This is a genomic window from Sphingomonas plantiphila, from assembly GCF_046000505.1.
Classification (GTDB): domain Bacteria; phylum Pseudomonadota; class Alphaproteobacteria; order Sphingomonadales; family Sphingomonadaceae; genus Sphingomonas; species Sphingomonas plantiphila.
Window position 1 is genome coordinate 48,061 of sequence record NZ_JBELQC010000002.1, and the last position, 21,636, is coordinate 69,696.

21 protein-coding genes are annotated in these 21,636 nt (G+C 65.0%); 8 read left to right on the forward strand and 13 right to left on the reverse strand.

Annotated elements, in window-relative coordinates; genetic code table 11:
* Nucleotides 1–34 precede the first annotated feature (34 nt).
* The 5 genes from ruvX to ABS767_RS12490 all read right to left on the reverse strand — a co-directional run bounded on the left by ruvX (nucleotide 35) and on the right by ABS767_RS12490 (nucleotide 6,234).
* Nucleotides 35–496, reverse strand: a complete 462-nt coding sequence (gene ruvX / locus ABS767_RS12470) for a Holliday junction resolvase RuvX (protein WP_408078808.1) — start codon at nucleotides 494–496, stop codon at nucleotides 35–37.
* Nucleotides 493–1,653 (reverse strand): DUF3089 domain-containing protein, encoded by a 1,161-nt coding sequence (locus ABS767_RS12475; RefSeq protein WP_408078810.1) that lies wholly within the window; start codon nucleotides 1,651–1,653, stop codon nucleotides 493–495. Before ABS767_RS12475 ends, ruvX begins: the two co-directional genes overlap by 4 nt.
* A 192-nt stretch (nucleotides 1,654–1,845) precedes the next feature.
* Nucleotides 1,846–3,876 (reverse strand): RNA polymerase sigma factor RpoD, encoded by a 2,031-nt coding sequence (rpoD, locus tag ABS767_RS12480; protein ID WP_408078812.1) that lies wholly within the window; start codon nucleotides 3,874–3,876, stop codon nucleotides 1,846–1,848.
* A gap of 53 nt (nucleotides 3,877–3,929) precedes the next feature.
* Nucleotides 3,930–5,780: a DNA primase gene (gene dnaG / locus ABS767_RS12485; RefSeq protein WP_408078814.1), complete on the reverse strand. Its 1,851-nt coding sequence runs from the start codon at nucleotides 5,778–5,780 to the stop codon at nucleotides 3,930–3,932.
* Nucleotide 5,781: 1 nt separating this feature from the next.
* The gene (locus tag ABS767_RS12490) at nucleotides 5,782–6,234 is read right to left on the reverse strand and encodes a GatB/YqeY domain-containing protein (protein ID WP_408078816.1); all 453 of its coding nucleotides are present in this window, start codon (nucleotides 6,232–6,234) and stop codon (nucleotides 5,782–5,784) included.
* 133 nt (nucleotides 6,235–6,367) lie between these two features.
* Here ABS767_RS12490 and carA point away from each other — a divergent pair, with 133 nt between their 5' ends.
* From carA to greA, 4 genes are all read left to right on the forward strand, one after another.
* A complete protein-coding gene (gene carA / locus ABS767_RS12495) occupies nucleotides 6,368–7,531 on the forward strand; it encodes a glutamine-hydrolyzing carbamoyl-phosphate synthase small subunit (protein WP_408078818.1) in 1,164 nt (387 codons plus the stop codon).
* Nucleotides 7,528–7,821 (forward strand): hypothetical protein, encoded by a 294-nt coding sequence (locus tag ABS767_RS12500; RefSeq protein ID WP_408078820.1) that lies wholly within the window; start codon nucleotides 7,528–7,530, stop codon nucleotides 7,819–7,821. The genes carA and ABS767_RS12500 overlap by 4 nt, the downstream gene beginning before the upstream one ends.
* A gap of 1 nt (nucleotide 7,822) precedes the next feature.
* Nucleotides 7,823–11,170, forward strand: coding sequence for a carbamoyl-phosphate synthase large subunit (gene carB / locus ABS767_RS12505; protein WP_408078822.1), 3,348 nt, complete (start codon nucleotides 7,823–7,825; stop codon nucleotides 11,168–11,170).
* 81 nt (nucleotides 11,171–11,251) lie between these two features.
* Nucleotides 11,252–11,728, forward strand: a complete 477-nt coding sequence (greA, locus tag ABS767_RS12510; protein WP_408078824.1) for a transcription elongation factor GreA — start codon at nucleotides 11,252–11,254, stop codon at nucleotides 11,726–11,728.
* Between the two features lie 97 nt (nucleotides 11,729–11,825).
* Here greA and ABS767_RS12515 read toward each other — a convergent pair whose 3' ends face one another.
* The 5 genes from ABS767_RS12515 to ABS767_RS12535 form a co-directional block, all read right to left on the reverse strand.
* On the reverse strand, nucleotides 11,826–12,041 hold the full coding sequence (locus ABS767_RS12515) for a DUF4170 domain-containing protein (RefSeq protein ID WP_408078826.1): 216 nt from the start codon (nucleotides 12,039–12,041) through the stop codon (nucleotides 11,826–11,828).
* Between the two features lie 114 nt (nucleotides 12,042–12,155).
* Nucleotides 12,156–12,485 (reverse strand): hypothetical protein, encoded by a 330-nt coding sequence (locus tag ABS767_RS12520; RefSeq protein ID WP_408078828.1) that lies wholly within the window; start codon nucleotides 12,483–12,485, stop codon nucleotides 12,156–12,158.
* Nucleotides 12,482–12,835 carry a hypothetical protein gene (locus tag ABS767_RS12525; RefSeq protein ID WP_408078830.1) on the reverse strand — a complete coding sequence of 118 codons (354 nt, stop codon included), beginning with the start codon at nucleotides 12,833–12,835 and terminating at the stop codon, nucleotides 12,482–12,484. The genes ABS767_RS12520 and ABS767_RS12525 overlap by 4 nt, the downstream gene beginning before the upstream one ends.
* Nucleotides 12,832–13,176 (reverse strand): hypothetical protein, encoded by a 345-nt coding sequence (locus ABS767_RS12530; RefSeq protein ID WP_408078832.1) that lies wholly within the window; start codon nucleotides 13,174–13,176, stop codon nucleotides 12,832–12,834. Before ABS767_RS12530 ends, ABS767_RS12525 begins: the two co-directional genes overlap by 4 nt.
* 21 nt (nucleotides 13,177–13,197) lie before the next feature.
* Entirely contained in the window at nucleotides 13,198–13,728 is a 531-nt protein-coding gene (locus tag ABS767_RS12535; RefSeq protein WP_408078834.1) for a hypothetical protein, read from the reverse strand.
* Nucleotides 13,729–13,881: 153 nt separating this feature from the next.
* Here ABS767_RS12535 and eno point away from each other — a divergent pair, with 153 nt between their 5' ends.
* From eno to ABS767_RS12555, 4 genes are all read left to right on the forward strand, one after another.
* Nucleotides 13,882–15,156 (forward strand): phosphopyruvate hydratase, encoded by a 1,275-nt coding sequence (gene eno / locus ABS767_RS12540; protein WP_408078836.1) that lies wholly within the window; start codon nucleotides 13,882–13,884, stop codon nucleotides 15,154–15,156.
* A gap of 129 nt (nucleotides 15,157–15,285) precedes the next feature.
* Entirely contained in the window at nucleotides 15,286–15,597 is a 312-nt protein-coding gene (locus ABS767_RS12545) for an FtsB family cell division protein (protein WP_408078838.1), read from the forward strand.
* Nucleotides 15,598–15,691: 94 nt separating this feature from the next.
* Nucleotides 15,692–16,753, forward strand: a complete 1,062-nt coding sequence (gene pdhA / locus ABS767_RS12550; protein ID WP_408078840.1) for a pyruvate dehydrogenase (acetyl-transferring) E1 component subunit alpha — start codon at nucleotides 15,692–15,694, stop codon at nucleotides 16,751–16,753.
* Nucleotide 16,754: 1 nt separating this feature from the next.
* Nucleotides 16,755–18,149: a pyruvate dehydrogenase complex E1 component subunit beta gene (locus ABS767_RS12555; RefSeq protein ID WP_408078842.1), complete on the forward strand. Its 1,395-nt coding sequence runs from the start codon at nucleotides 16,755–16,757 to the stop codon at nucleotides 18,147–18,149.
* A 40-nt stretch (nucleotides 18,150–18,189) separates the two neighbouring features.
* On the opposite strand, the gene ABS767_RS12560 is transcribed toward ABS767_RS12555, so the two are convergent.
* Genes ABS767_RS12560 through ABS767_RS12570 form a run of 3 tightly spaced genes read right to left on the reverse strand, consistent with a single transcriptional unit; the run spans nucleotide 18,190 to nucleotide 21,594 of the window.
* The gene (locus tag ABS767_RS12560; RefSeq protein WP_408078844.1) at nucleotides 18,190–18,840 is read right to left on the reverse strand and encodes a TadE/TadG family type IV pilus assembly protein; all 651 of its coding nucleotides are present in this window, start codon (nucleotides 18,838–18,840) and stop codon (nucleotides 18,190–18,192) included.
* A complete protein-coding gene (locus ABS767_RS12565) occupies nucleotides 18,833–19,594 on the reverse strand; it encodes a TadE/TadG family type IV pilus assembly protein (RefSeq protein ID WP_408078846.1) in 762 nt (253 codons plus the stop codon). Before ABS767_RS12565 ends, ABS767_RS12560 begins: the two co-directional genes overlap by 8 nt.
* On the reverse strand, nucleotides 19,591–21,594 hold the full coding sequence (locus ABS767_RS12570; RefSeq protein ID WP_408078848.1) for a pilus assembly protein TadG-related protein: 2,004 nt from the start codon (nucleotides 21,592–21,594) through the stop codon (nucleotides 19,591–19,593). The genes ABS767_RS12565 and ABS767_RS12570 overlap by 4 nt, the downstream gene beginning before the upstream one ends.
* Nucleotides 21,595–21,636: the final 42 nt, after the last annotated feature.

A 21,636-nucleotide genomic window follows, 5' to 3' on the forward strand; every position in this document is an offset into this window, starting at 1 on the left:
CGCAGTCAATGCATGGGTTTCCGGGGGGAGACAACTAGCCGCTTGCGAGTGCGTCGATCGCCCCCTGGAGGATGTAGCTGGCCGCAAGCTTGTCCACGCGCTCGGCACGTTTGGCGCGCGACAAATCCTCGGCGATCATCTGGCGTTCGACCGCCGCGGTCGACCAGCGCTCGTCCCATAGCAGGATCGGCAGATCCAGATCGGCGAGGTTGCGGGCGAAGGCGCGGGTGGACTGGGTGCGGGGGCTGTCGGTGCCGTCGAGATTGAGCGGGAGCCCGACGACCAGCCCCTTGACCTGCTGCTGCGCGATCAACGCTACCAGCGCGGCCTTGTCCGCAGTGAATTTGGAGCGTTTGACGAGCAGCGCCGGGCTGGCGAACGACCAGCCTGAATCGCACAGGGCGGTGCCGATCGTCCTGGTACCGACATCCAGGCCGAGCAACCGCCCGCCCGCAGGGAGCGCGGCACGATAGTCCGCAGGGCTGGTGGTGATCATCCGGCCGCCCGCAATCCGCGCGGCGCGAACACGTCGATCCAGGCGCTGCGCTTGCCGCGATGGGCAGCGAGGCGCCGCTCCGCATCGGCGCGGACGTTTGCCCAGAACAGCGAATAATCGAACACGTGATAGTTGTTGCCCGGCAGGACATATTGGCCGCCAAGGCCTTCGGGCGGGGTGCCGAGCAACAGGATACCGCGTCCGTCGCAGCGCAACGTCGTGGCGCTCTTGGTCAGTGTCGCGCTGGTGAGGTCCGCGGAGGGGACGAGATTGCCGATATCGAATGCGGCGGCTTCGGCTGACGCGGGGGTTCCGGTGACCGGATTGGTGCAGATCATCGGGGTTCCGGCACGCGAGGCACCAATGAAGCCGGTCGAGGCGTCGAACGTGTCGAGGATCAGCGACGGATCCGCCGGTTCGGCGAAGCTTTGCCATGAGAGGATGCAGCCGCTCTGGTCGGCGGCGGTGCATTCGGGCAGCCCAAGTGCCGGGAGATCGGCAGTCTTGGAGATCGGCCAGCCGACGACATAGGCGGCGACGATACGGCGCGCGAGCGGCTTACCCGCGACGCGATCGTGCAGCAGGCGGGTGAGATGGAGCGCACCTTGGCTATGTCCGGCGAGGATGATCGGACGGTCGCCGGCTTCGGCGAGAAATTGGTCGAACGCTGCGGTGACATCGCGATAGGCAAGGTCGAGCGCCTGCTGCGCTTCTGCCTTGGTGGTGAGAAAGGCGCCGAAGGTCGCCTGGCGATAGCGCGGCGCCCAGATCGCACCGACGCCATTGAATGCACTTGCCTGGCCGCGCAGGAACAGCGCGGCGCGGTCGTTCGCCTCCTTGTCCTCGAGCGGCGCATTCCAGCGCGCGCGATTGAGATAGGAGGTCGGGTGGATGAAGAAGACGGCTGCTTCGGGCTTCGCCGCCGGTTGCTGGCCTTCGGGCGTCCAGAGTGCGGGGTTGCCAGGCATATCGGGGCGTGCCAGCCACATTTGCGGGCGGGAATAGCTGTTTGCCGGAAGCGGCGCTTGAGCCTCGAAGCGTGTGCCCGGTACCATCGCCTGCCGCAACAGCTCGGCGCCCCAGATCCGGTAGGCAAAGGCCGCTGCAAGCGCGAGCACCATCAACACCGCCACGACATAGAGGAACTTACGCGCCACTAGGGCTCTCCATTGTGCAATGCAGCATAGGGCGCCGCCGGGCAATCGCATTCCGATGCGGGATGGTTGCGAAGGATGCAACCCTCAGCCGCCCGATCCCACTTCCCGTGGAGTGACAGACGAAACGAAAACACCTCGCGACCCCCGGCATAGGGGTAGCGAGGTGTCTTGAAACCGCGGATCGCGGTCGGATTACTGGTCCAGGAAAGAGCGCATCTTGCGGCTGCGGCTCGGATGCTTGAGCTTGCGAAGCGCCTTCGCCTCGATCTGGCGGATACGTTCGCGCGTCACGCTGAACTGCTGCCCGACTTCCTCGAGCGTGTGGTCGGTGTTCATGCCGATGCCGAAGCGCATGCGCAGCACGCGCTCCTCACGCGGGGTGAGGCTGGCGAGGACGCGGGTGACCGTTTCCTTGAGGTTCGCCTGGATCGCGGCATCGACCGGGATGATCGCGTTCTTGTCCTCGATGAAGTCGCCGAGATGCGAATCTTCCTCGTCGCCGATCGGCGTTTCGAGGCTGATCGGCTCCTTGGCGATTTTCATCACCTTGCGCACCTTTTCGAGCGGCATGCTCAGGCGCTCGGCCATTTCCTCGGGCGTGGGCTCGCGGCCCTGCTCGTGGAGGAACTGGCGGCTGGTGCGGACGAGCTTGTTGATCGTCTCGATCATGTGGACCGGGATGCGGATCGTGCGTGCCTGGTCGGCGATCGAGCGGGTGATCGCCTGACGGATCCACCAGGTCGCATAGGTGCTGAACTTGTAGCCGCGGCGATATTCGAACTTATCGACCGCCTTCATCAGGCCGATATTGCCCTCCTGGATGAGATCCAGGAACTGCAGGCCGCGATTGGTGTACTTCTTGGCGATCGAGATGACGAGGCGGAGATTGGCCTCGACCATCTCCTTCTTCGCGATGCGGGCCTCGCGCTCGCCCTTCTGCACCATGTTGACGATGCGGCGGAACTCGCCGAGTGCCATGCCGGTCTGCTGGCTGATTTCCGAGACCTCGACGCGGATGCGGTCGACCGGGGCGGACTCGTTCTCGACGAACGCCTTCCACTTCTTGTCGAGCCCGGCGACCGATTCGAGCCAGTTCTCGTCCATCTCGTGATTGACGTAGCGGTCGAGAAAGTCCTTGCGGCTGACCTTGTGGCGCTCGGCCAGGCGCAGCATCTGGCCACCGAGCGCGGTGAGGCGCCGGTTGTAGCTGTACAGCTGGTCGACCAGATATTCGATCTTGGCGTTGTGGAACTGAACGCTCTCGACCTCGGCGGTCAGCTCTTCGCGCAGCTTGTGATATTTCTTCTCGTCCGCGCTCGACAGTTCGCCGCCCGCCGCCATCGCGTCGAGCCGGGTCTGCTGGATCTTCGAGAATTTCTTGTAGATCGCGGTGATGTTGGCGAACTTCTCAAGCGCCTGCGGCTTGAGCGTCTCCTCCATCTGCGCGAGGCTGAGAGTGTTGTCCTCCTCCTCGTCATCGGAAATGCGCTGGGTACGGCGCTCGGTCAGGCCGTCTTCCTCGTCGTCGGAGCTTTCCTCCTCGGGCTCTTCCTCTTCCTTGTAGGTCGTGCCCGCGGTTTTTTCGCTGATCTCGCCCGAATCGTCGTCCTCGGCGCCCTCGACCTGCTCGGCCGACGGGCCCTTGGAGAGCATCGCGTCGAGATCGAGGATCTCGCGCAGCTGCATCTCGCCCTCGTTGAGCGCGTTCGACCAGCCGATGATTGCGTTGAAGGTGATCGGCGATTCGCACAGGCCCAGGATCATCGTGTCCCGGCCGGCCTCGATCCGCTTGGCGATAGCGATTTCGCCCTCGCGGCTGAGCAGCTCGACGGCGCCCATCTCGCGCAGATACATGCGCACCGGATCGTCGGTACGATCGACGGTTTCCTTCTTCTTGGTCTCGACCGCGGGGCCGGTGTCCTCCTGGCCTTCGCCGCCATCGATCTCGTCGGGCGTGTCGTCCTCGGGCTGCTCGTCCTCGCCGACATCCTCGTTCTCGACGACGTTGACGCCCATGTCGCTGAGCGACGACATCACGTCCTCGATCTGCTCGGACGTGAACTGGTCCTGCGGGAGCATCTCGTTGAGCTGGTCGACGGTGATGTAGCCACGCTTCTTGGCGCGGGCGACCAGCTTCTTGATGGAGCCTTCGTTGAGATCGATCAGCGGCGCGTCACCGGTCTCGGTGAGTTCCGCGCCGTCCGTCATAGTTGCTTTTGCCATCGACTGCCTTTGAAATCGTATGGCGGCTATTATACGCCGCCCTAATCACCCAATTACGCCTCGTCCGCAAGCATCAGATTGGCGAGTCGCGCTTCCAGTTCCGCCTTTCGCCGCACCAGGGCCACCTGACGCTCGAACGCCTCGTCACTGAAACGCGCCTGAACCGCCGCAGTTGCCTGTGCCAGCGCCGCATCGACCTGGGGTCGCGCCGCGAGCACCGCGATCGCCTCGCCAAGGTCGAGCGCCGCTCGTCCCGCATCCCATTCCTTCTGCGTGAAGGTGAAGGGAAGCTGGTCGGCGCGGAGCAGCTCTGCCGCCTGTCTGTCAAATCCGGACGTCGCCAATATGGTGCGCAAGCGCTCGCTATCAAGCGCCCGGTCTTCCAGCGCGACATCGACCACCGCCTCGAACAGTCGCCCGAGCGCGCCGTCGGCATGCGCCAGGATGGTCAGCGTCTCGACATGGTGGGCGATCTCGCCGGGGTGGCGGATCAGTCCGGCGAGCACCGCTTTTGCCAACGGAGCATCGATCCCCATCGCGCTGATCGCCTGCGTGGCGGGGCTGGGCGGGGCTTCGGGCGGCTGCCAGCGCTGGCCGGGGCGGAACGGGCCGCGCCCGGCCCCGCGCGGGGTGAAGGCGCGCGGGGCGGGGGCGAAATGCGCGTCGAAGCGACTGCGGAACTCGGAGACATATTCATGGCGGACATTGCCGTCCTGGATCGTCGCCGCGAGATCGGACAAGCGCTGCTTGAGGCCGGCGCGCGCCTCCGGTGTCGTCACCGGCTCGGCGGCGAGTTCGTGCTGCCACAGCCGGTCGGCGAGCGGCTGGGCGGATGCGAGCAGCGCCTCGAACGCCTGCGGGCCGCTGGCGCGGACGAGATCGTCGGGGTCCTGTCCCTGGGGCAACGTCACGAAGGCGAGGCTGCGGCCGGGCTGGAGCAGGGGGAGGGCGCGATGCGCGGCGCGGATCGCCGCCTTCTGCCCCGCGCTGTCGCCGTCGAACGAGAGCAGTGGCACGTCGGCCATGCGCCACAGCCGCTCGAGCTGGGTTTCGGTCATCGCGGTGCCGAGCGGCGCCACCGCCTCGCCGAACCCGGCCTGCGCCAGCGCGATGACGTCCATATAGCCTTCGACCGCGATCACCCGGCCGGCCTTGCGCGAAGCGGCGGAGGCGCGGTCGAGATTGTAGAGCGTGCGCCCCTTGTCGAAGAGCGGGGTTTCGGGGGAATTGAGATATTTGGGCTCGCCGTCGCCGATGATGCGCCCGCCGAAGCCGATGACGCGACCGCGCGCGTCCTTGATCGGGATCATCAATCGGCCGCGGAAGCGGTCATACGGCTCCTTGCCTTCGACCTGGATCAGCAGACCCGCCTCGACCAGCATCGCATCGCCATAGGACGACAGCGCTTCGCGCAGCCGCGTGCGCGAATCGGGGGCATAGCCCATGCCAAAAGTGCGGGCGGTCTCGGCGGTGACGCGGCGGCGCTCGAGCAGAGCGCGCGCGTCGGCTCCCGCCAGCCCGTGGAGTTGCTCGGCATAGAATTTGGCGGCGTCCGCAAGCGCCTCGTGCAGCCCCTTGGCACGCGCGGCGCGCTGCGCGGCGCGGGGGTCGTCGGCGGGCATGTCGAGGCTCGCCGCCTGCGCCAGTTCCTTCACCGCATCGATGAAGGGCAGGCCGTTATGCTCGGTCATCCAGCGGATCGCATCGCCATGCGCGCCGCAGCCGAAGCAATGGTAGAAGCCCTTTTCGTCGTTGATCGTGAAGCTGGGCGTCTTCTCGTTGTGGAAGGGGCAGCACGCCTTGTACTCGCGGCCGGCGCGCGTGATCTTCACGCTGCGGCCGATGAGGGCTGACAGCGTGGTGCGCGCGCGCAGTTCGTCGAGAAAGGCAGGGGTGAGAGTCACCTCAGGACAGCGCCGCCTTCACCAGCCCGCTGGCCTTGCTCATGTCGAGGCTGGCGGCGTGGCGCGCCTTCAGCTCCGCCATCACCCGGCCCATGTCCTTCATGCCAGATGCGCCGAGGTCGGTCTTGATCGCCTCGATCGCGGTGCGGGTTTCGTCCTCGCTCATCTGCGCGGGAAGGAAGCGTTCGATCACGGCGACCTCGGCCTTCTCCTGATCGGCAAGTTCCTGGCGGCCGCCCTTTTCGTACATCTCGATCGATTCGCGGCGCTGCTTGACCATCTTTTGCAGCACTTCGACCACCAGTGCGTCGTCGTCGGCGACGGGTGCCTGGGTGCGTGCCTCGATATCGCGGTTCTTGATCGCGCTCTGGATCAGGCGGATGGCGGCCGTGCTTTCCTTGTCGCCGCCTTTCATGGCGGTGACGAGGGCGGTCTTGACGTCGTCGCGGATCATGGTGTTTCTACCCCAGCTGAATCGGAATTATGCGCCATTAGACCCCATCTGCGGTTGACGGGAAGGGGGCAGGGGTTTAGCGCGCGGCCCTTAGCACACATTGCCGGAAACCCTGTAGGAGCGCCCTTTCGAAATGGCCGACGCGACGCCAATTGTCATGCCCGAAGGCGCCACCGGCGTCCTTGTTCTGGCTTCGGGTGAGGTGATCTGGGGGCGCGGATTCGGGGCCGAGGGCAATGCCGCGGGGGAGGTCTGCTTCCACACCGCGATGACCGGCTATCAGGAGATCATGACGGACCCCAGCTTCGCGGGCCAGATGATCTGCTTTACCTTTCCGCATATCGGCAATGTCGGCGCGAACCCCGACGATATCGAGGCGGACAATCCGCACGCGCTGGGCATGATCGTGCGCGAGGATGTGACCGAGCCGAGCAATTTCCGCAGCGTCCAGCATCTCGACGCATGGATGAAGCAGCATAACCGCATTGGCCTGTCCGGGATCGACACCCGCGCGCTGACGCGGCGCATTCGCGGCAAGGGCGCGCCCAACGGTGTGATCGCGCATTCGGCGAGCGGAGAGTTCGACATTCCGTGGCTGCTGGAGCGAGCGCAGGCCTGGCCGGGGCTGGAGGGCTTGGACCTTGCCATCACCGTCACCACCGAGACGCATTTCGGTTGGGAAGGCGGCGTGTGGCGGCTGGGCTTCGGCTATGGCGGCGAGGGGGCGGAGGATGATCGCCCGCATGTCGTGGCGATCGACTATGGCTCGAAGCACAATATCTTCCGCAATCTGGTGAAGGCCGGCGCGAAGGTGACGGTCCTGCCCGCGACCGCGACCGCGGAGCAGGTGTTGAGCTTCAACCCCGACGGCATCTTTCTGTCGAACGGCCCGGGCGATCCCGCCGCGACGGGCGAATATGCTGTGCCGGTGATCCGCGAGTTGCTGGAGACGAAGAAGCCGCTGTTCGGCATCTGCCTTGGCCATCAGCTGCTGGCGCTGGCGGTGGGCGCGCAGACGACCAAGATGTTCCAGGGGCATCGCGGCGCGAACCACCCGGTCAAGCGGCTGAGCGACGGGGCGGTCGAGATCACGTCGATGAACCACGGCTTCGCGGTCGAGAGCGCGACGCTGCCTGAGGGCGTGGTCGAAACGCATGTGTCGCTGTTTGACGGCAGCAATTGCGGGATCGAGATCGACGGCGGGCGGGCGTTCAGCGTGCAATACCACCCCGAGGCATCGCCGGGGCCGCAGGATAGCTTCTATCTGTTCGAGCGGTTTGTGGGGATGCTGCGGTGATCGCAGCGATGGTTCTCGCTGTCGTGCAGAATTACCCTGTGGGACATGTCGAAAGCTGGAATCGTGCCAGCCATGAGCAGCGCATTGCGATCATCCAGCAGATTAAAGCCGATTGTAAATTGCCGCCAGAAGCGATGGCGTTGCTTGATGACGGAGCGGTTGTGATTCAGCCGCCGCCAGACACACCATATGAAGCTGTGGATTGCATGCTTCATAAAATCAAAGCGCAGATCGGCTTCTCGAAGGTCGGCTTCATCGGCAACGAGCAGATCGCGGAAGAAAAGAAGTAAGATGCCCAAACGCACCGACATCTCCTCCATCCTCGTCATTGGCGCCGGTCCCATCGTGATCGGTCAGGCGTGCGAGTTCGATTATTCGGGCACGCAGGCGATCAAGGCGCTCAAGGAAGAGGGCTATCGCATCGTCCTGGTCAATTCGAACCCGGCGACGATCATGACCGATCCCGAACTGGCCGACGCGACCTATGTCGAGCCGATCACGCCCGCGGTGGTGGCGAAGATCATCGAGAAGGAGACGGCGGAGCATGGCGGTTCTTGGGCGGTGCTGCCGACGATGGGCGGGCAGACGGCGCTGAATACCGCGCTTGCGCTGGCGCAGGATGGGACGCTGGAGAAGTTCGGCGTCACCATGATCGGCGCGAATGCCGAGGCGATCGACAAGGCTGAGGACCGGCTGAAGTTCAAGGACGCGATGACCAAGATCGGGCTGGAATCGGCCCGCTCCGCGATTGCGCACAGCGAGGCCGATGCGATGGCGGCGCTGGAGACGGTGGGGCTGCCTGCGGTGATCCGCCCGTCCTTCACGCTGGGCGGCACCGGCGGCGGGATTGCGTACAACCGTGAGGAATTCGTCGAGATCGTCCGCAACGGGCTCGACCTGTCGCCGACCAACGAGGTGCTGATCGAGGAGTCGCTCCTCGGTTGGAAGGAATATGAGATGGAGGTCGTGCGGGATCGCAACGACAACTGCATCATCATCTGCTCGATCGAGAATGTCGATGCGATGGGCACCCATACGGGTGACTCGATCACGGTCGCGCCCGCGCTGACGCTGACCGACAAGGAATATCAGATCATGCGCAACGCCAGCATCGCGGTGCTGCGCGAGATCGGCGTGGAGACCGGCGGGTCGAACGTGCAGTTCGCGGTGAACCCGAAGGACGGCCGCCTGATCGTGATCGAGATGAACCCACGCGTTTCGCGCTCCTCGGCGCTGGCGTCGAAGGCGACGGGCTTCCCGATCGCCAAGGTCGCGGCGAAGCTGGCGGTGGGCTACACGCTCGACGAGATCGAGAACGACATTACCGGCGCGACCCCGGCATCGTTCGAACCGACGATCGACTATGTCGTGACCAAGATCCCGCGCTTCGCGTTCGAGAAGTTCAAGGGCGCCGAAGCGACGCTGGGTACCGCGATGAAGTCGGTCGGCGAGGTGATGGCGATCGGCCGCAACATCCATGAATCGATGCAGAAGGCGCTGCGCGGGCTGGAGACGGGCCTGTCCGGCTTCAACAATGTCGAGCATCTGCAGGGCGCACCGCGCGACGTGATCGAGGCGGCGCTGGCCGTGCGATCGCCCGATCGGCTGCTGGTCGCGGCGCAGGCGCTGCGTGAAGGCTTCACCGTGGCCGAAGTGCACGCGCTCGCCGCCTACGACCCGTGGTTCCTCGAACGCATTGCCGAGATCATCGCGGCGGAGGAGCAAGTGTGCCGCGGCGGTCTGCCGCAGGATGCGGCGGGAATGCGGCGGCTTAAGGCGATGGGCTTTTCCGACAAGCGCCTTGCCTGGCTGTCGCTCAAGTCGGCGAATTTGCGCGAGGGCAGCGACGCCATGGCCAAATCGTCGGGCCTGATCGGCGACGTCGTCAAGGCGATGACCGGCGGGGTGACCGAGGCGGATGTGCGCAAGCTGCGCCACAAGCTGAACGTCCGGCCGGTGTTCAAGCGCATCGACACTTGCGCCGCCGAGTTCGATGCCAAGACGCCGTACATGTACTCGACCTATGAGGCGCCGTCCTTCGGTGAGCCCGAGTGCGAGAGCATGCCGTCCGAGCGCAAGAAGGTCGTGATCCTGGGCGGCGGTCCGAACCGGATCGGGCAGGGGATCGAGTTCGACTATTGCTGCTGCCATGCGTGCTTCGCGCTGGCGGATGCGGGCTATGAGACGATCATGGTCAACTGCAACCCGGAGACGGTGAGCACCGATTACGACACCTCGGACCGCCTCTATTTCGAACCGCTGACCGCCGAGGACGTGCTGGAAATCCTGGCAGTCGAGATGTCGAAGGGCACGCTGGCGGGTGTGATTGTCCAGTTCGGCGGGCAGACTCCGCTCAACCTCGCGCGCGCGCTGGAGGATGCGGGGATCCCGATCCTGGGCACCTCGCCCGACGCGATCGACCTGGCCGAAGATCGCGAGCAGTTCGCCGATCTCGTCTCGAAACTGGGTCTCAAACAGCCCAAGAACGGCATCGCGCGCAGCCGCGAAGAGGCGATCGCGGTGGCCGAGCGGATCGGTTACCCGGTGCTGACGCGCCCGAGCTTCGTGCTGGGCGGGCGGGCGATGGAGATTGTCGATACGGTCGAGCAACTCGACCATTATATCCAGACGGCGGTGCAGGTATCGGGCGACGCGCCGGTGCTGATCGACCAGTATCTGCGCGACGCGGTCGAGGTCGATGTCGACGCCATCGCCGATGGCGATGACGTGGTTGTCGCCGGCGTGCTGCAGCATATCGAGGAGGCCGGGGTCCATTCGGGCGACAGCGCCTGCTCGCTCCCGCCCTACAGCCTGCCCGCAACCATCATCGCCGAGATCGAGCGTCAGGCCGATGCACTGGCGCGTGCGCTCAAGGTCCGTGGCCTGATGAACATTCAGTTCGCGGTCAAGGACGGCGAGGTCTACCTCATCGAGGTAAACCCGCGCGCGTCGCGCACCGTCCCGTTCGTCGCCAAGGCGATCGGCACGCCCATCGCCAAGATCGCCAGCCGGGTGATGGCGGGTGAGAAGCTGAAGGACCTGCCCCGGATCGACCGCGACATCGATTATATCGCGGTCAAGGAAGCGGTGTTCCCCTGGGGCCGCTTCCCCGGGGTCGACCCGGTGCTCTCGCCCGAGATGAAGTCGACCGGCGAGGTCATGGGGATCGATCGCGATTTCGCGACCGCCTTTGCCAAGGCGCAGTTGGGTGCCGGGACGGTGTTGCCCAAGGCGGGCAACGTGTTCGTGAGCGTCAAGGACAGCGACAAGCCGGTGGTGCTGCCCGGGGTGCGCATCCTGGTCGAGCACGGCTTTACCATCGTCGCGACCGGCGGGACCGCCGACTATCTGGCCGCGCAGGGCGTGCCGGTCGAGCGGGTGAACAAGGTGGCGCAGGGCCGCCCGCACATCGTCGACCGCATCCGCGACGGCGACATCGCGCTGATCTTCAACACCACGGAAGGGTGGCAGAGCCTGAAGGACAGCGAGTCGATCCGCGCATCGGCGCTGTCGCTCAAGGTGCCGTATTTCACCACCGCGCCAGCGAGCGTGGCCGCGGCGCAGGCGATCGCCGCGTTGAGTGGCCAGTCCCTTGAAGTCCGCCCCTTGCAGTCTTATTATTCGCAATCGCACAATTGATCCCCCACAACGAAGGTTAGGGTGCGGGCGGGCTGATTATGGCACGCCGGGGGAAGGGGTTTTGACGAAGGACGACGTGGGATGGCGACGGTCGAGAAGATGCCGATGCTGGCGGAAGGCTATGAGAAGCTCAACGAGCAGCTCAAAGTCCTGAAAGCCGAGCGGCCGCTGATCGTGGACGCTATCGAGGAAGCGCGCGCGCACGGCGATCTTTCGGAAAACGCCGAATACCATGCTGCCAAGGAGCGCCAGGGCCAGGTCGAGGCGACGATCGCCGATATCGAGGACAAGCTGAGCCGCGCGCAGATCATCGATCCGCGCGACCTGTCGGGTGACAAGATCGTGTTCGGCGCGACCGTGACGCTGCTCGACGAGGACGACAAGTCGGTAAAGTACCAGATCGTCGGTCAGGCCGAGGCGGACGCGAAGTCGGGCCGGATCAGCTATAACTCGCCGCTGGGCCGGGCGCTGATTGGCAAGAGCCTGGGCGACGAAGTCGAGGTGACCGTGCCCGCCGGCGACCGCTGGTACGAAGTCAGCAAGATCGAATTTATCTGATCCGACGCCGTCACGCCCGCTAAACCGGGGGCCCCGTCGGATCAGGATCGGCATTGATCGGAGGAAGCCCCAGCGTTCGCTGGGGCGCCGGTCGCGCTTACTGCTGATCGGGCTCCATCAGGCGGTGCAGGTGTACCACCACATATTTCATCTCGGCATCGTCGACCGTGCGCTGCGCGGCGCCGCGCCATGCCTTTTCGGCGCTGGCATAATCGGGAAAGATGCCGACGACGTCGAGTTTCGAGGGGTCCTGAAAGTTCAGGGTCATCGGATCGGTCACGCGGCCGCCGAAGACGAGGTGCAATTTGCTCATGGTCGCTCCCGGGGAAAGAGTTGTCCCCGGTGCCTTAGCCGATGCTGCGCCGCACTCAATACCGTGACGACGCTTATGGGCTGGATTCCGCCCGTGGAATCCAGCCCAGCATAGTCAGGCGTCCGCCTTGGGCGCCGCCGCTTCCTTGGCGGCGGTGACGGCGGAGCCGATGATCTTGCCGATCTGTTCCTTCGCGGCGTCGCGCTGCGGCAGGATGGCGTCGATCTCGGCCTTGCCCGCTTCGCGCGCTGCGGTGGCAGCGGCGCTCGCGCTCTCGGCAATTCGCTTGCCGACCGGGGCGAGGAGTTCCTTCTCCTTTTGCGGGCGCGGGATCAGCGCGCCGATCACCGCGCCGAGCGCGACCCCGCCTGCGACCAGCGCGAGCGGATTGTTCTCGATGGTTTCGGCGCGGCTGGGGCCGCTCTTCTGCTGGGTATCGGTCATGTGCGCGATCCTTTCTTCGGATTGGGCGTGGATTTGGGGGCGGAGCTTCGCTTCTTCAAACTCGCGCGCGTCGCTGCGGTTGCACCGCCGACGAGCAGACGCGCCAGTGGCTTGCGGGTGAGAAACAGCAACGCGGCGCCCGCCACCGTCGCGACGGTGCGTGGATTGGCGCGGACCGTGGCGACGGTGTCGCGCGCGACGCCGAGCGCGACATTTTCCACCGCATCCTGCGCGAGCGTCATCGGGTTGAGTTTGTGCTGCATTGCGCCGAGCGTGCCGAACAGGCGTTCGCGGGCATTGCGGCTGCGCGCTTCGGCTTCTGACAGGGACAGGGGAAGCGTGTCGGTCATGGCTTGTGCCTCGGGCGGGTCACGCGGCGAAACCGCCGGAACGCCGCTGCTCCGGCGAGCCCGGCGATGGCGAGCGCGGCAAGAACGACGATCAGCGTGGCCAGGCCGGGGCCGACATGCGGGGAGAGGATCAGGACGAGGCCGACGATCAGTGCGATCGCCGCCGCTTGCGCGAACAGGAAGACGATGCCGCCCAGAATGAGCGCGGCGCGGGCGTCGCCCAACCGGTCCAGCGCCAGTGCCTTCCAATAGGCGAGTTCGGCGTCGGCATAGGCACGCGCATCGGCGACCGCGCGGGCCGCCAGCGTGCCGATGCTATCGTCGTCATTGCGCTCGTCCACGCCCTACCCCCCGATATGCCCTTATGCCTTGGGCACGCCGGGGTCGCCGCTCGTATCGCCTTTGTCGGCGAGGTCGCCTGCGGCGTCCAAACCCGATTTGAGCAGGCGGGCGAGCACGAAGCCGACGCCGGCGGCGATGCCAACCGCGACGGCCGGACTTTTCTTCACGAACTCGCGCGCGTCATCGAGCAGGTCGTCGACCTGCTTGCCCCGCAGCGAGTCCGCCAGACCCGAAATCTGATCGGCGGCGGAGCGGGCATATTGGCCATATTGCTCGCCCAGGCGCTCATCCACCGATCCGGCGGCATCGCGCATCATCGTGGAGAATTCGTCGAGTGCGCCGGTCGCCTTCTCCTTGCCGGTATCGGCGAAGGAGCGGGCCTTGTCGCCGGCCTGGCCTGCGAACTTGCTTGCTTCCTCGCGCACAAAGGCGCCTGCGCCGCGCTTGCCGTCATCGCCCGCAGTGCCTGCACCCTTCAGCGGTTCAGAAGCCACCAGCGTATCGCTCGCCGGGGTGGAACTGGTGTCCTGGGGGAAGTTTTCGTCAGCCATCGCTCGAAATCCTTTTGCTGGTCTGTTCGAACAACCATGTCGCCCCTTCGCGGTTCCCCGCACGACATATTTGCCCGTCGCGGCCGAACGGGATAGAGGCCCGCGCGACATCGAAATTACCTAAATCCGGACCCAAGGTAGGGAGACCATTTCGTGACCGCAATCATCGACATCCATGCGCGCCAGATTCTCGACAGCCGCGGCAATCCGACGGTCGAGGTCGACGTCCTGCTCGAGGACGGCAGCTTCGGTCGCGCGGCGGTGCCCTCTGGCGCATCGACCGGAGCGCATGAAGCGGTCGAGAATCGCGACGGCGACAAGTCCGTGTATCTCGGCAAGGGTGTTCTGGAGGCGGTCGAAGCGGTTAATGGCGAGATCGCCGAGGAGATTACCGGCCTCGACGCCGAGGACCAGGCCGAGATCGACTATGCGATGATCGAGCTGGACGGGACTGAGAACAAGGGGCGGATCGGCGCCAACGCAATCCTGGGCGTCAGCCTCGCGGTCGCCAAGGCGGCGGCGGACGCGCGCGGGCTGCCGCTCTATCGCTATGTCGGCGGCGTCTCGGCGCATGTCCTTCCGGTGCCGATGATGAACATCATCAATGGCGGCGAACATGCCGACAACCCGATCGACTTCCAGGAATTCATGATCATGCCGGTCGGCGCCGAGTCGCTGGCCGAGGCGGTGCGCTGCGGCGCCGAGATCTTCCACACGTTGAAGAAGGGCCTGCACGACAAGGGGCTGTCGACCGCGGTCGGCGACGAGGGCGGTTTCGCCCCCAACATCGCATCGACGCGCGAGGCGCTCGATTTCATCATGAGCAGCGTCGAGAAGGCGGGGTACAAGCCGGGCGACGACGTGATGCTGGCGCTCGACTGCGCCGCCACCGAGTTCTTCAAGAACGGCAAGTATGAGATTTCGGGAGAGGGCCTGTCGCTCTCGCCGGTCGAGATGGCCGACTATCTCGCCGATCTGTGCGCATCCTACCCGATCCTGTCGATCGAGGACGGCATGGGCGAGGATGATTTCGAGGGCTGGAAGGCGCTGACCGACAAGGTCGGCGGCAAGGTTCAGCTGGTCGGCGACGATCTGTTCGTGACCAATCCCAAGCGCCTGAAGATGGGCATCGACAAGGGGCTCGCCAACTCGCTTCTGGTCAAGGTCAACCAGATCGGCACGCTGACCGAAACGCTGGAGGCGGTGAGCCTTGCACAGCGCTCTGCCTATACCGCAGTCATGTCGCACCGCTCGGGCGAGACCGAGGACGCGACGATCGCTGACCTCGCGGTCGCCACCAATTGCGGGCAGATCAAGACCGGGTCGCTCGCGCGTTCGGACCGGCTGGCCAAGTACAACCAGCTCATCCGCATCGAGGAAGAGCTGGGCGATGCCGCCGTCTATGCCGGGCGCAGCATCCTCCGCTGAGAAGTAGCCGTCGAAGCGATCGGGGTCGTCACGGGTCCCGGTCGTTTCGAGGGCGATCCGACTTGATTTTTTGGCGATACCGTAGAACTCCGGCTTGAACCGCGAGTCGGTTTGCGCGACATTAACCAGATGGCACGTTCGACCCCCTTCAAGACGATCCTCAGCCGCGCGGGCCTGCCTGCGGTTGCGATCATTTTCATGGGGTTCTTCGCCTATTCGGCCGTGCTAGGCCCGAACGGGGTGCTGGTCTATGGCGACTACAAGCGCCAGCTGGCGGTCAAGCAGGCGGAGCTCGCCAAGCTGGAGAAGGCACGGGCGCAGCTGCGCAACCGCGTCTCGCTGCTCGACCAGAAGGGGGCCGACCCCGACATGGTCGACGAGCTGACCCGCAAGAAGCTCAACGTCGTGCACCCCGACGAGGTCATCGTTCCGCTGAATTGATCGCATCCGCGGTCGCGTCGACGCTTTCCGCGCGCGTCATCATTGCGTGTCGGCGGTTAACCGGCCTATAGGGCCGCTTCCATCTTTCCCCAGGATGAGGATCATCGTGGCAAAAGCGCCTGCAAAAAGCCGTAGTAACGAACCAGCTCCGACCAACCGTGAGCGCCCAAACGAACCTAAACGGTTCGAAGCGTCGAAGGAGGAGCTTCTCGAATTCTATCGGCAGATGCTGCTCATCCGCCGGTTCGAGGAAAAGGCGGGGCAGCTCTACGGGCTGGGCTTCATCGGCGGCTTCTGCCACCTGTATATCGGCCAGGAAGCGGTCGCGGTGGGCCTGCAGTCGGCGCTCGACGGCGACAAGGATTCGGTGATCACCGGCTATCGCGATCATGGCCACATGCTCGCCTATGGCATCGATCCCAAGGAGATCATGGCCGAGCTGACCGGCCGTGCCGCGGGTATCTCGCGCGGCAAGGGCGGGTCAATGCACATGTTCTCGACCGAGAAGAAGTTCTACGGCGGCCACGGCATCGTCGGCGCGCAGGTCGCGCTCGGTACCGGCCTCGCCTTCGCGCACAAGTATAATGAGGATGGCGGCGTCGCCATGTCCTATTTCGGCGACGGCGCCGCGAACCAGGGGCAGGTGTACGAAAGCTTCAATATGGCCGAGCTGTGGAAGCTCCCGATCATCTATGTGATCGAGAACAACCAGTACGCCATGGGCACCAGCGTCAACCGCTCGTCGGCCGAGGACCAGCTGTACAAGCGCGGTGAGAGCTTCCGCATTCCCGGCATTCAGGTCGACGGCATGGACGTGCTGGCGTGCCGCGGCGCTGCCGAGGAAGCGCTGGCCTGGGTCCGCGCCGGCAAGGGGCCGATCATCCTCGAGATGAAGACCTATCGCTATCGCGGCCACTCGATGTCCGACCCCGCCAAATATCGCTCGCGCGACGAGGTGCAGGCGGTGCGCGACAAGTCCGACCCGATCGAGGGCGTGAAGAAGGAACTGGAGGCGGCAGGCGTCAAGGAAGACGAGCTGAAGGCGATCGAGGCCGAGATCCGCAAGGCGGTGAACGAGTCGGCGGACTTTGCCGAGCAGGCGCCCGAGCCGGATCCCTCCGAGCTGTATACCGACGTTCTGGTGGAGACGTACTGAAATGGCGATCGAGCTGAAGATGCCCGCGCTCTCGCCCACGATGGAAGAGGGAACCCTCGCCAAGTGGCTGGTGAAGGAAGGCGATACGGTCAAGTCCGGCGATATCCTGGCGGAGATCGAGACCGACAAGGCGACGATGGAATTCGAAGCCGTCGATGAAGGCACCATCGCCCAGATCATCGTGGCCGAGGGCACCGATGGGGTGAAGGTGGGTACCGTGATCGCGACGATCGCAGGCGAGGACGAGGACGCCTCCGCGGCCTCGGCGCCCAAAGCGGAAGCGCCTGCGCAGGAGCAGAAGGCCGCCGAATCCGAAGCGCCGGCCGAGCCGAAAAAGGCCGATAGCGGCACCAAGCAACTCGCGAGCGAAAAGGCCGCGAGCGTCGCCGACCCCGAGCTCCCCGCCGGGACAGAGATGGTCAAGACGACCGTCCGCGAAGCGCTGCGCGACGCGATGGCCGAGGAGATGCGCGCCGACGGCCGCGTGTTCGTGATGGGCGAGGAAGTCGCCGAGTATCAGGGCGCGTACAAGGTGACGCAGGGCCTGCTCGAAGAATTCGGCGCCAAGCGCGTGATCGATACGCCGATCACCGAATATGGCTTCGCCGGCGTCGGCACGGGCGCGGCGATGGGTGGGCTCAAGCCGATCGTCGAGTTCATGACGTTCAACTTTGCGATGCAGGCGATCGACCACATCATCAACTCGGCCGCCAAGACCAACTATATGTCGGGCGGCCAGATGCGCTGTCCGATCGTGTTCCGCGGGCCCAACGGTGCGGCGAGCCGCGTCGGCGCGCAGCACAGCCAGAATTATGGCCCGTGGTACGCCAGCGTTCCCGGCCTGATCGTGATCGCGCCCTATGACGCGGCAGATGCAAAGGGCTTGCTCAAGGCCGCGATCCGCAGCGAAGACCCCGTCGTCTTCCTCGAAAACGAGCTGATGTACGGCCGCAGCTTCGACGTCCCCAAGCTCGACGATTGGGTGCTGCCGATCGGCAAGGCGCGCATCGTGCGCGAGGGCAAGGACGTGACGATCGTGTCCTACTCGATCGGCGTCGGCGTGGCGCTGGAGGCGGCCGAGAAGCTGGCCGAGGAGGGCATCGAGGCCGAGGTCATTGACCTGCGCACGCTGCGCCCGCTCGATACCGCGACCGTGCTGGAGAGCCTGAAGAAGACCAACCGCATGGTGGTGGTCGAGGAAGGCTGGCCGGTCTGCTCGATCGCATCGGAAATCGTCGCGGTGTGCATGGAGCAGGGCTTCGACGACCTCGATGCGCCGGTGATCCGCGTGACCAACGAGGACGTGCCGCTGCCCTATGCCGCGAACCTCGAGAAGCTCGCGCTCATCACCGCCGACAAGGTGGTGGCGGGCGTGAAGAAGGTGACGTACCGCTGAGATGTGCGAGCCCCTCTCCGAACCGGGAGGGGCTTCGCGATCAGCAGGTCGACGCGGTGACCCCGGTAACCGGGTAGACGCCGTTGTTGCCACCCACGGTATCGCGGCGGTCACGCACCATCATCGACGCTTCCTCGCGGAAACTGGTGTTGGGGGCGAGCGATGCCTTCAGCAGCGGCTGATATTCGTAATAGACCTCGACATACATCGTCACGCCGTCCGCTGGCGCGGTGGCGAGGCGGCCCGTCTTGCCCATGCCGGCGAGATTGGTGCGACCGGCATTGCCATATGCGGAGACCTCCGCAGTCTTGGCGCCGCGGCACCGCTGCCAGCGGATGCGATATTTGCCGCTGTTCGTCGGATCGGGCTCGAGGCTGGAGATGATGACGCGGCCATTGGTATAGAGGGCAAGTTCCTCCGCCTGCAGATCGGCACCGACCAGCAGGTCGTTGATGTCGCTCTCCGAAATCGACTTCGCCTGCAACTGGCTGCCCGATCCGATCCGCGCTGCGTTGTCGGCGAGGTGCAACGCGATCTGGCTGATCCGCATCCGCGTGATGATGTAATTGGTGAGTTCGGCGCCGGTCAGGCTGAGCAGCAGGACGATCGGCAGCGAAAAGCCGAATTCGATCATCGCCACGCCGCGTCGATCGCGGATCAGCCGGAGCAGATTGCGGAACGGCTCAGTCATCGTCGTCGCACTCGGGGTCCCTGCCGTTGTTTCCCGATCCGTTGTTGTCGTGACAGCGGCCGGGGCCGTTGGAGGGCGGCGATGTGGGTGTCGGTGTCGGGGTCGGAGTCGGCGCGGTCACCTCGACCGGGCAGTTCCTGACCACCGGAGCCGCATAGGAGCCCTGGTCGCCATAGGGCTGGTTGCGCAGGATCGTCGCGGCGGTGATCTTCGTGGTACGCGACCCGCCGATCATGTTGTAAAGCGGGAACATGCGCGGGTAGCGCATGGTGACCGTATAGAGCGTGGCGTCCTTGGCGCCGCCCTGGCCCTCGTTTGCGCCGTCCCGGTCCCACACATTGTTGCCGTTGAGATCCTCGAACGGCTCGCTGCCATCGCAGACCCGATTGTTATTGGTGTCCGTCCAGGGCTCGGCACGCGCCGCTGCGGCGTCCGAAAAGGTGCGATAGTAGCGCCGGGTAATGGTGATTTCCGAATTGTTGGCCAGCGCCTTGGCCTGCCTGCGCACCTTTTCGTCCAGCGCGGAGATGGCGTCGGCGGTGCTGCCGCTTTCGAGCGCGGAGTCGCGACCCGTCTTCTGCACGATCCCCTGAAGCACGGCACGCGTGTAGAGCGTGTGGCCGAAGTCGAAGGTCGCGAGCAGCACGAGCCCCAGTACGGGCGCCACCAGCGCGAATTCGACGATGGTGACGCCCGTCTCGTCGCGCCGGAGCGCGGCGGGGGCGAAGCGGCGGAGGGAGGAGCGTCGCTTCACTTGGTAAGCCTCAATTGCGAGATCTGGTCGGCGATCGACTTGAAGGTGTTCTGGAGTTCGGTCGAATTGCGGGCGGCGAAATAGCGACCGGGAGTGGCGCAGCTTTGCATCATGCCTTCGATCGTCGGGCTGGAAGCGCCGAACCAGATCACCCAGAGCGTGATGTTCTTGTTCTTGACCGCAGCGCAGATCGCCTGCGTCCGCGCGTTGACCTGCTGCGTGATCGTGCCGGTCGTCAGGCAGCCATCCGTCGGGACCTGATTTGGGTCCGTGGTTCGCCGGTCGAGCCACGGCAGTCCATAGGCGGCATAGTCGTTCGTGTTCGTACAGGCCTCGCCGTCGGTCATGAAGATCAGGTGCCGTTCGATCTCGCCGCCCTGCGGGGTATATTGGTTTTCGGAACGGAAGATGCCGGTCGGCGACAGGAATCGCGCGCCCCAGAGCAAGCCGATATCGTGATAGGTGTTGCCGTTGGGATTGAGGCCATCGACGTAGGATTCGAACGACGATGCAAGCGGCCAGGCCTGCAGCTTCTTCGCCTCCTCCGGGCAATAATAGGGAACGCTGTTGTAATAGTCGGTGGTCGTATAGTCGTCGTTGCGATCGAGCTGGTTCCAGCTCGTTGTGACGTCGCGGGCGAAGATCGCCTGCTGAAGCGCGGGCCCCCAGAGGGTCGTGGTGTCAGCAGCGTTCGGGGCCAGATCGACGTCGAGATCCTTGGCGCCAGCGGGGATCGGCGAATAGCTGGCTCGCGAAACGGTGGGGCGCTCTTCGATACAGCCGTCCCAGGTCAGGGTGCGGTTGGTCCCGCTGCCACCGATCGGCAGCTGGACCGTGTTGTTCCAGCCGGTGCCATTCTTGAGGCCCGAGACGTCATGGGAGACCAGGCCATAATGCCAGCGCCAGAAGGTGCGCTGCGTAATCGTTCGCGCGGTCTGGGTGTGCTGTACGGCCGTATAGCTGCCGGTACCTTTGTACCGCGCCTGAACCGAGCAACTCCAGCCGGACCACGCCGTGCGATACTCGACAGTGTACCTCGAATAGGTTCGGGTTTGCCAGGTCCGCGTGTTTCCGGACGTGGTGACGGACGTATCGGCCTCGTATCTTCCCGAAACATTGTACTGCGTACCGGGGACGTTCCAGCATGAATTGCCGGTGTTCGACCAATCGCCCCAATCGCTGTCGCCGCTGCCGTTCGAACCCGTGGTATCGACCGTGGGTCCCCATTCCTGGGTGGTCGTTTCGGTCCACTGCGGCTCGCGCGATTGATAGCTCCACCGGTCTGCCATGAAGCTGGTCGGAAGCAGCTTGCCGACATTGACGTTCGTCGCATAGGGCACGAAGCCGAAGCGGATCTGGACCGTATTGCCGGTGCCGCCGGACGGCGCGCCGCCGACGCAATTCTCGGTCGTGTCGAGCCGGGCGACGGTCTCGTAGAAGCACTTCACCGCGGATTTGAGCGCGTCCATTTTCGTCTGGCTGTCGGTGCTGACCGCCTTGCTGCCCATCGATCCGGTGGTATCGAGCACGAACATGACGTCCGTGTTCGGCAACCGCATTTCGGCGTCGCAGGTGACGCTGAGCGTTTCCGTCGTCTTGCCGAACACGCGCATCAGCGTCATCGGCAGCGTCGCACTAGCGACGCCGGTGACCTTTCCGGCGCTTTCAGAGAAGGTTTTTGTGACCGAGGCGGCGCCATAGGGGCTGGCCTGGATGTTGGCGTCGAAGAAGCGTTCAGCGGCCGTGCGGGCGGCATAGTTGCCGAATGCCCAGGTTCCGCCGCCCATCTGCTTGCGTCCGGCGAGCGCGCCGGCGTCGCACGCATGTTGCAGACGCGTCTTGACGATGTACATGCGGCTGATGTCGACGCCGCCGCCGACCATGCCCGCCAGCGGGATCAACGACGCCGCGACGATGGCTAGCGTGTTGCCGCGCTTGTCCCGGCGTAGCGCACCCATGAAGGCGCGGGCGCTGGTCTTTGCGGATGGGCGCAACGTCATGCTGGTGGGTCCCCGGTTCAGAGGACGCTATGTGCGAAGTTG

What these genes read in the sequence shown, in the direction of transcription:
- ABS767_RS12570 (WP_408078848.1), bottom strand. Translation starts at nt 21,594, where the DNA reads ATGACGTTGCGCCCATCCGCAAAGACCAGCGCCCGCGCCTTCATGGGT.
- ABS767_RS12525 (WP_408078830.1), bottom strand. Translation starts at nt 12,835, where the DNA reads ATGACCGACACGCTTCCCCTGTCCCTGTCAGAAGCCGAAGCGCGCAGC.
- ABS767_RS12490 (WP_408078816.1), bottom strand. Translation starts at nt 6,234, where the DNA reads ATGATCCGCGACGACGTCAAGACCGCCCTCGTCACCGCCATGAAAGGC.
- ABS767_RS12515 (WP_408078826.1), bottom strand. Translation starts at nt 12,041, where the DNA reads ATGAGCAAATTGCACCTCGTCTTCGGCGGCCGCGTGACCGATCCGATG.
- ABS767_RS12555 (WP_408078842.1), top strand. Translation starts at nt 16,755, where the DNA reads ATGGCGATCGAGCTGAAGATGCCCGCGCTCTCGCCCACGATGGAAGAG.
- rpoD (WP_408078812.1), bottom strand. Translation starts at nt 3,876, where the DNA reads ATGGCAAAAGCAACTATGACGGACGGCGCGGAACTCACCGAGACCGGT.
- ABS767_RS12560 (WP_408078844.1), bottom strand. Translation starts at nt 18,840, where the DNA reads ATGACTGAGCCGTTCCGCAATCTGCTCCGGCTGATCCGCGATCGACGC.
- greA (WP_408078824.1), top strand. Translation starts at nt 11,252, where the DNA reads ATGGCGACGGTCGAGAAGATGCCGATGCTGGCGGAAGGCTATGAGAAG.
- ABS767_RS12535 (WP_408078834.1), bottom strand. Translation starts at nt 13,728, where the DNA reads ATGGCTGACGAAAACTTCCCCCAGGACACCAGTTCCACCCCGGCGAGC.
- carA (WP_408078818.1), top strand. Translation starts at nt 6,368, where the DNA reads ATGGCCGACGCGACGCCAATTGTCATGCCCGAAGGCGCCACCGGCGTC.
- ABS767_RS12545 (WP_408078838.1), top strand. Translation starts at nt 15,286, where the DNA reads ATGGCACGTTCGACCCCCTTCAAGACGATCCTCAGCCGCGCGGGCCTG.
- pdhA (WP_408078840.1), top strand. Translation starts at nt 15,692, where the DNA reads ATGAGGATCATCGTGGCAAAAGCGCCTGCAAAAAGCCGTAGTAACGAA.
- ruvX (WP_408078808.1), bottom strand. Translation starts at nt 496, where the DNA reads ATGATCACCACCAGCCCTGCGGACTATCGTGCCGCGCTCCCTGCGGGC.
- carB (WP_408078822.1), top strand. Translation starts at nt 7,823, where the DNA reads ATGCCCAAACGCACCGACATCTCCTCCATCCTCGTCATTGGCGCCGGT.
- ABS767_RS12520 (WP_408078828.1), bottom strand. Translation starts at nt 12,485, where the DNA reads ATGACCGATACCCAGCAGAAGAGCGGCCCCAGCCGCGCCGAAACCATC.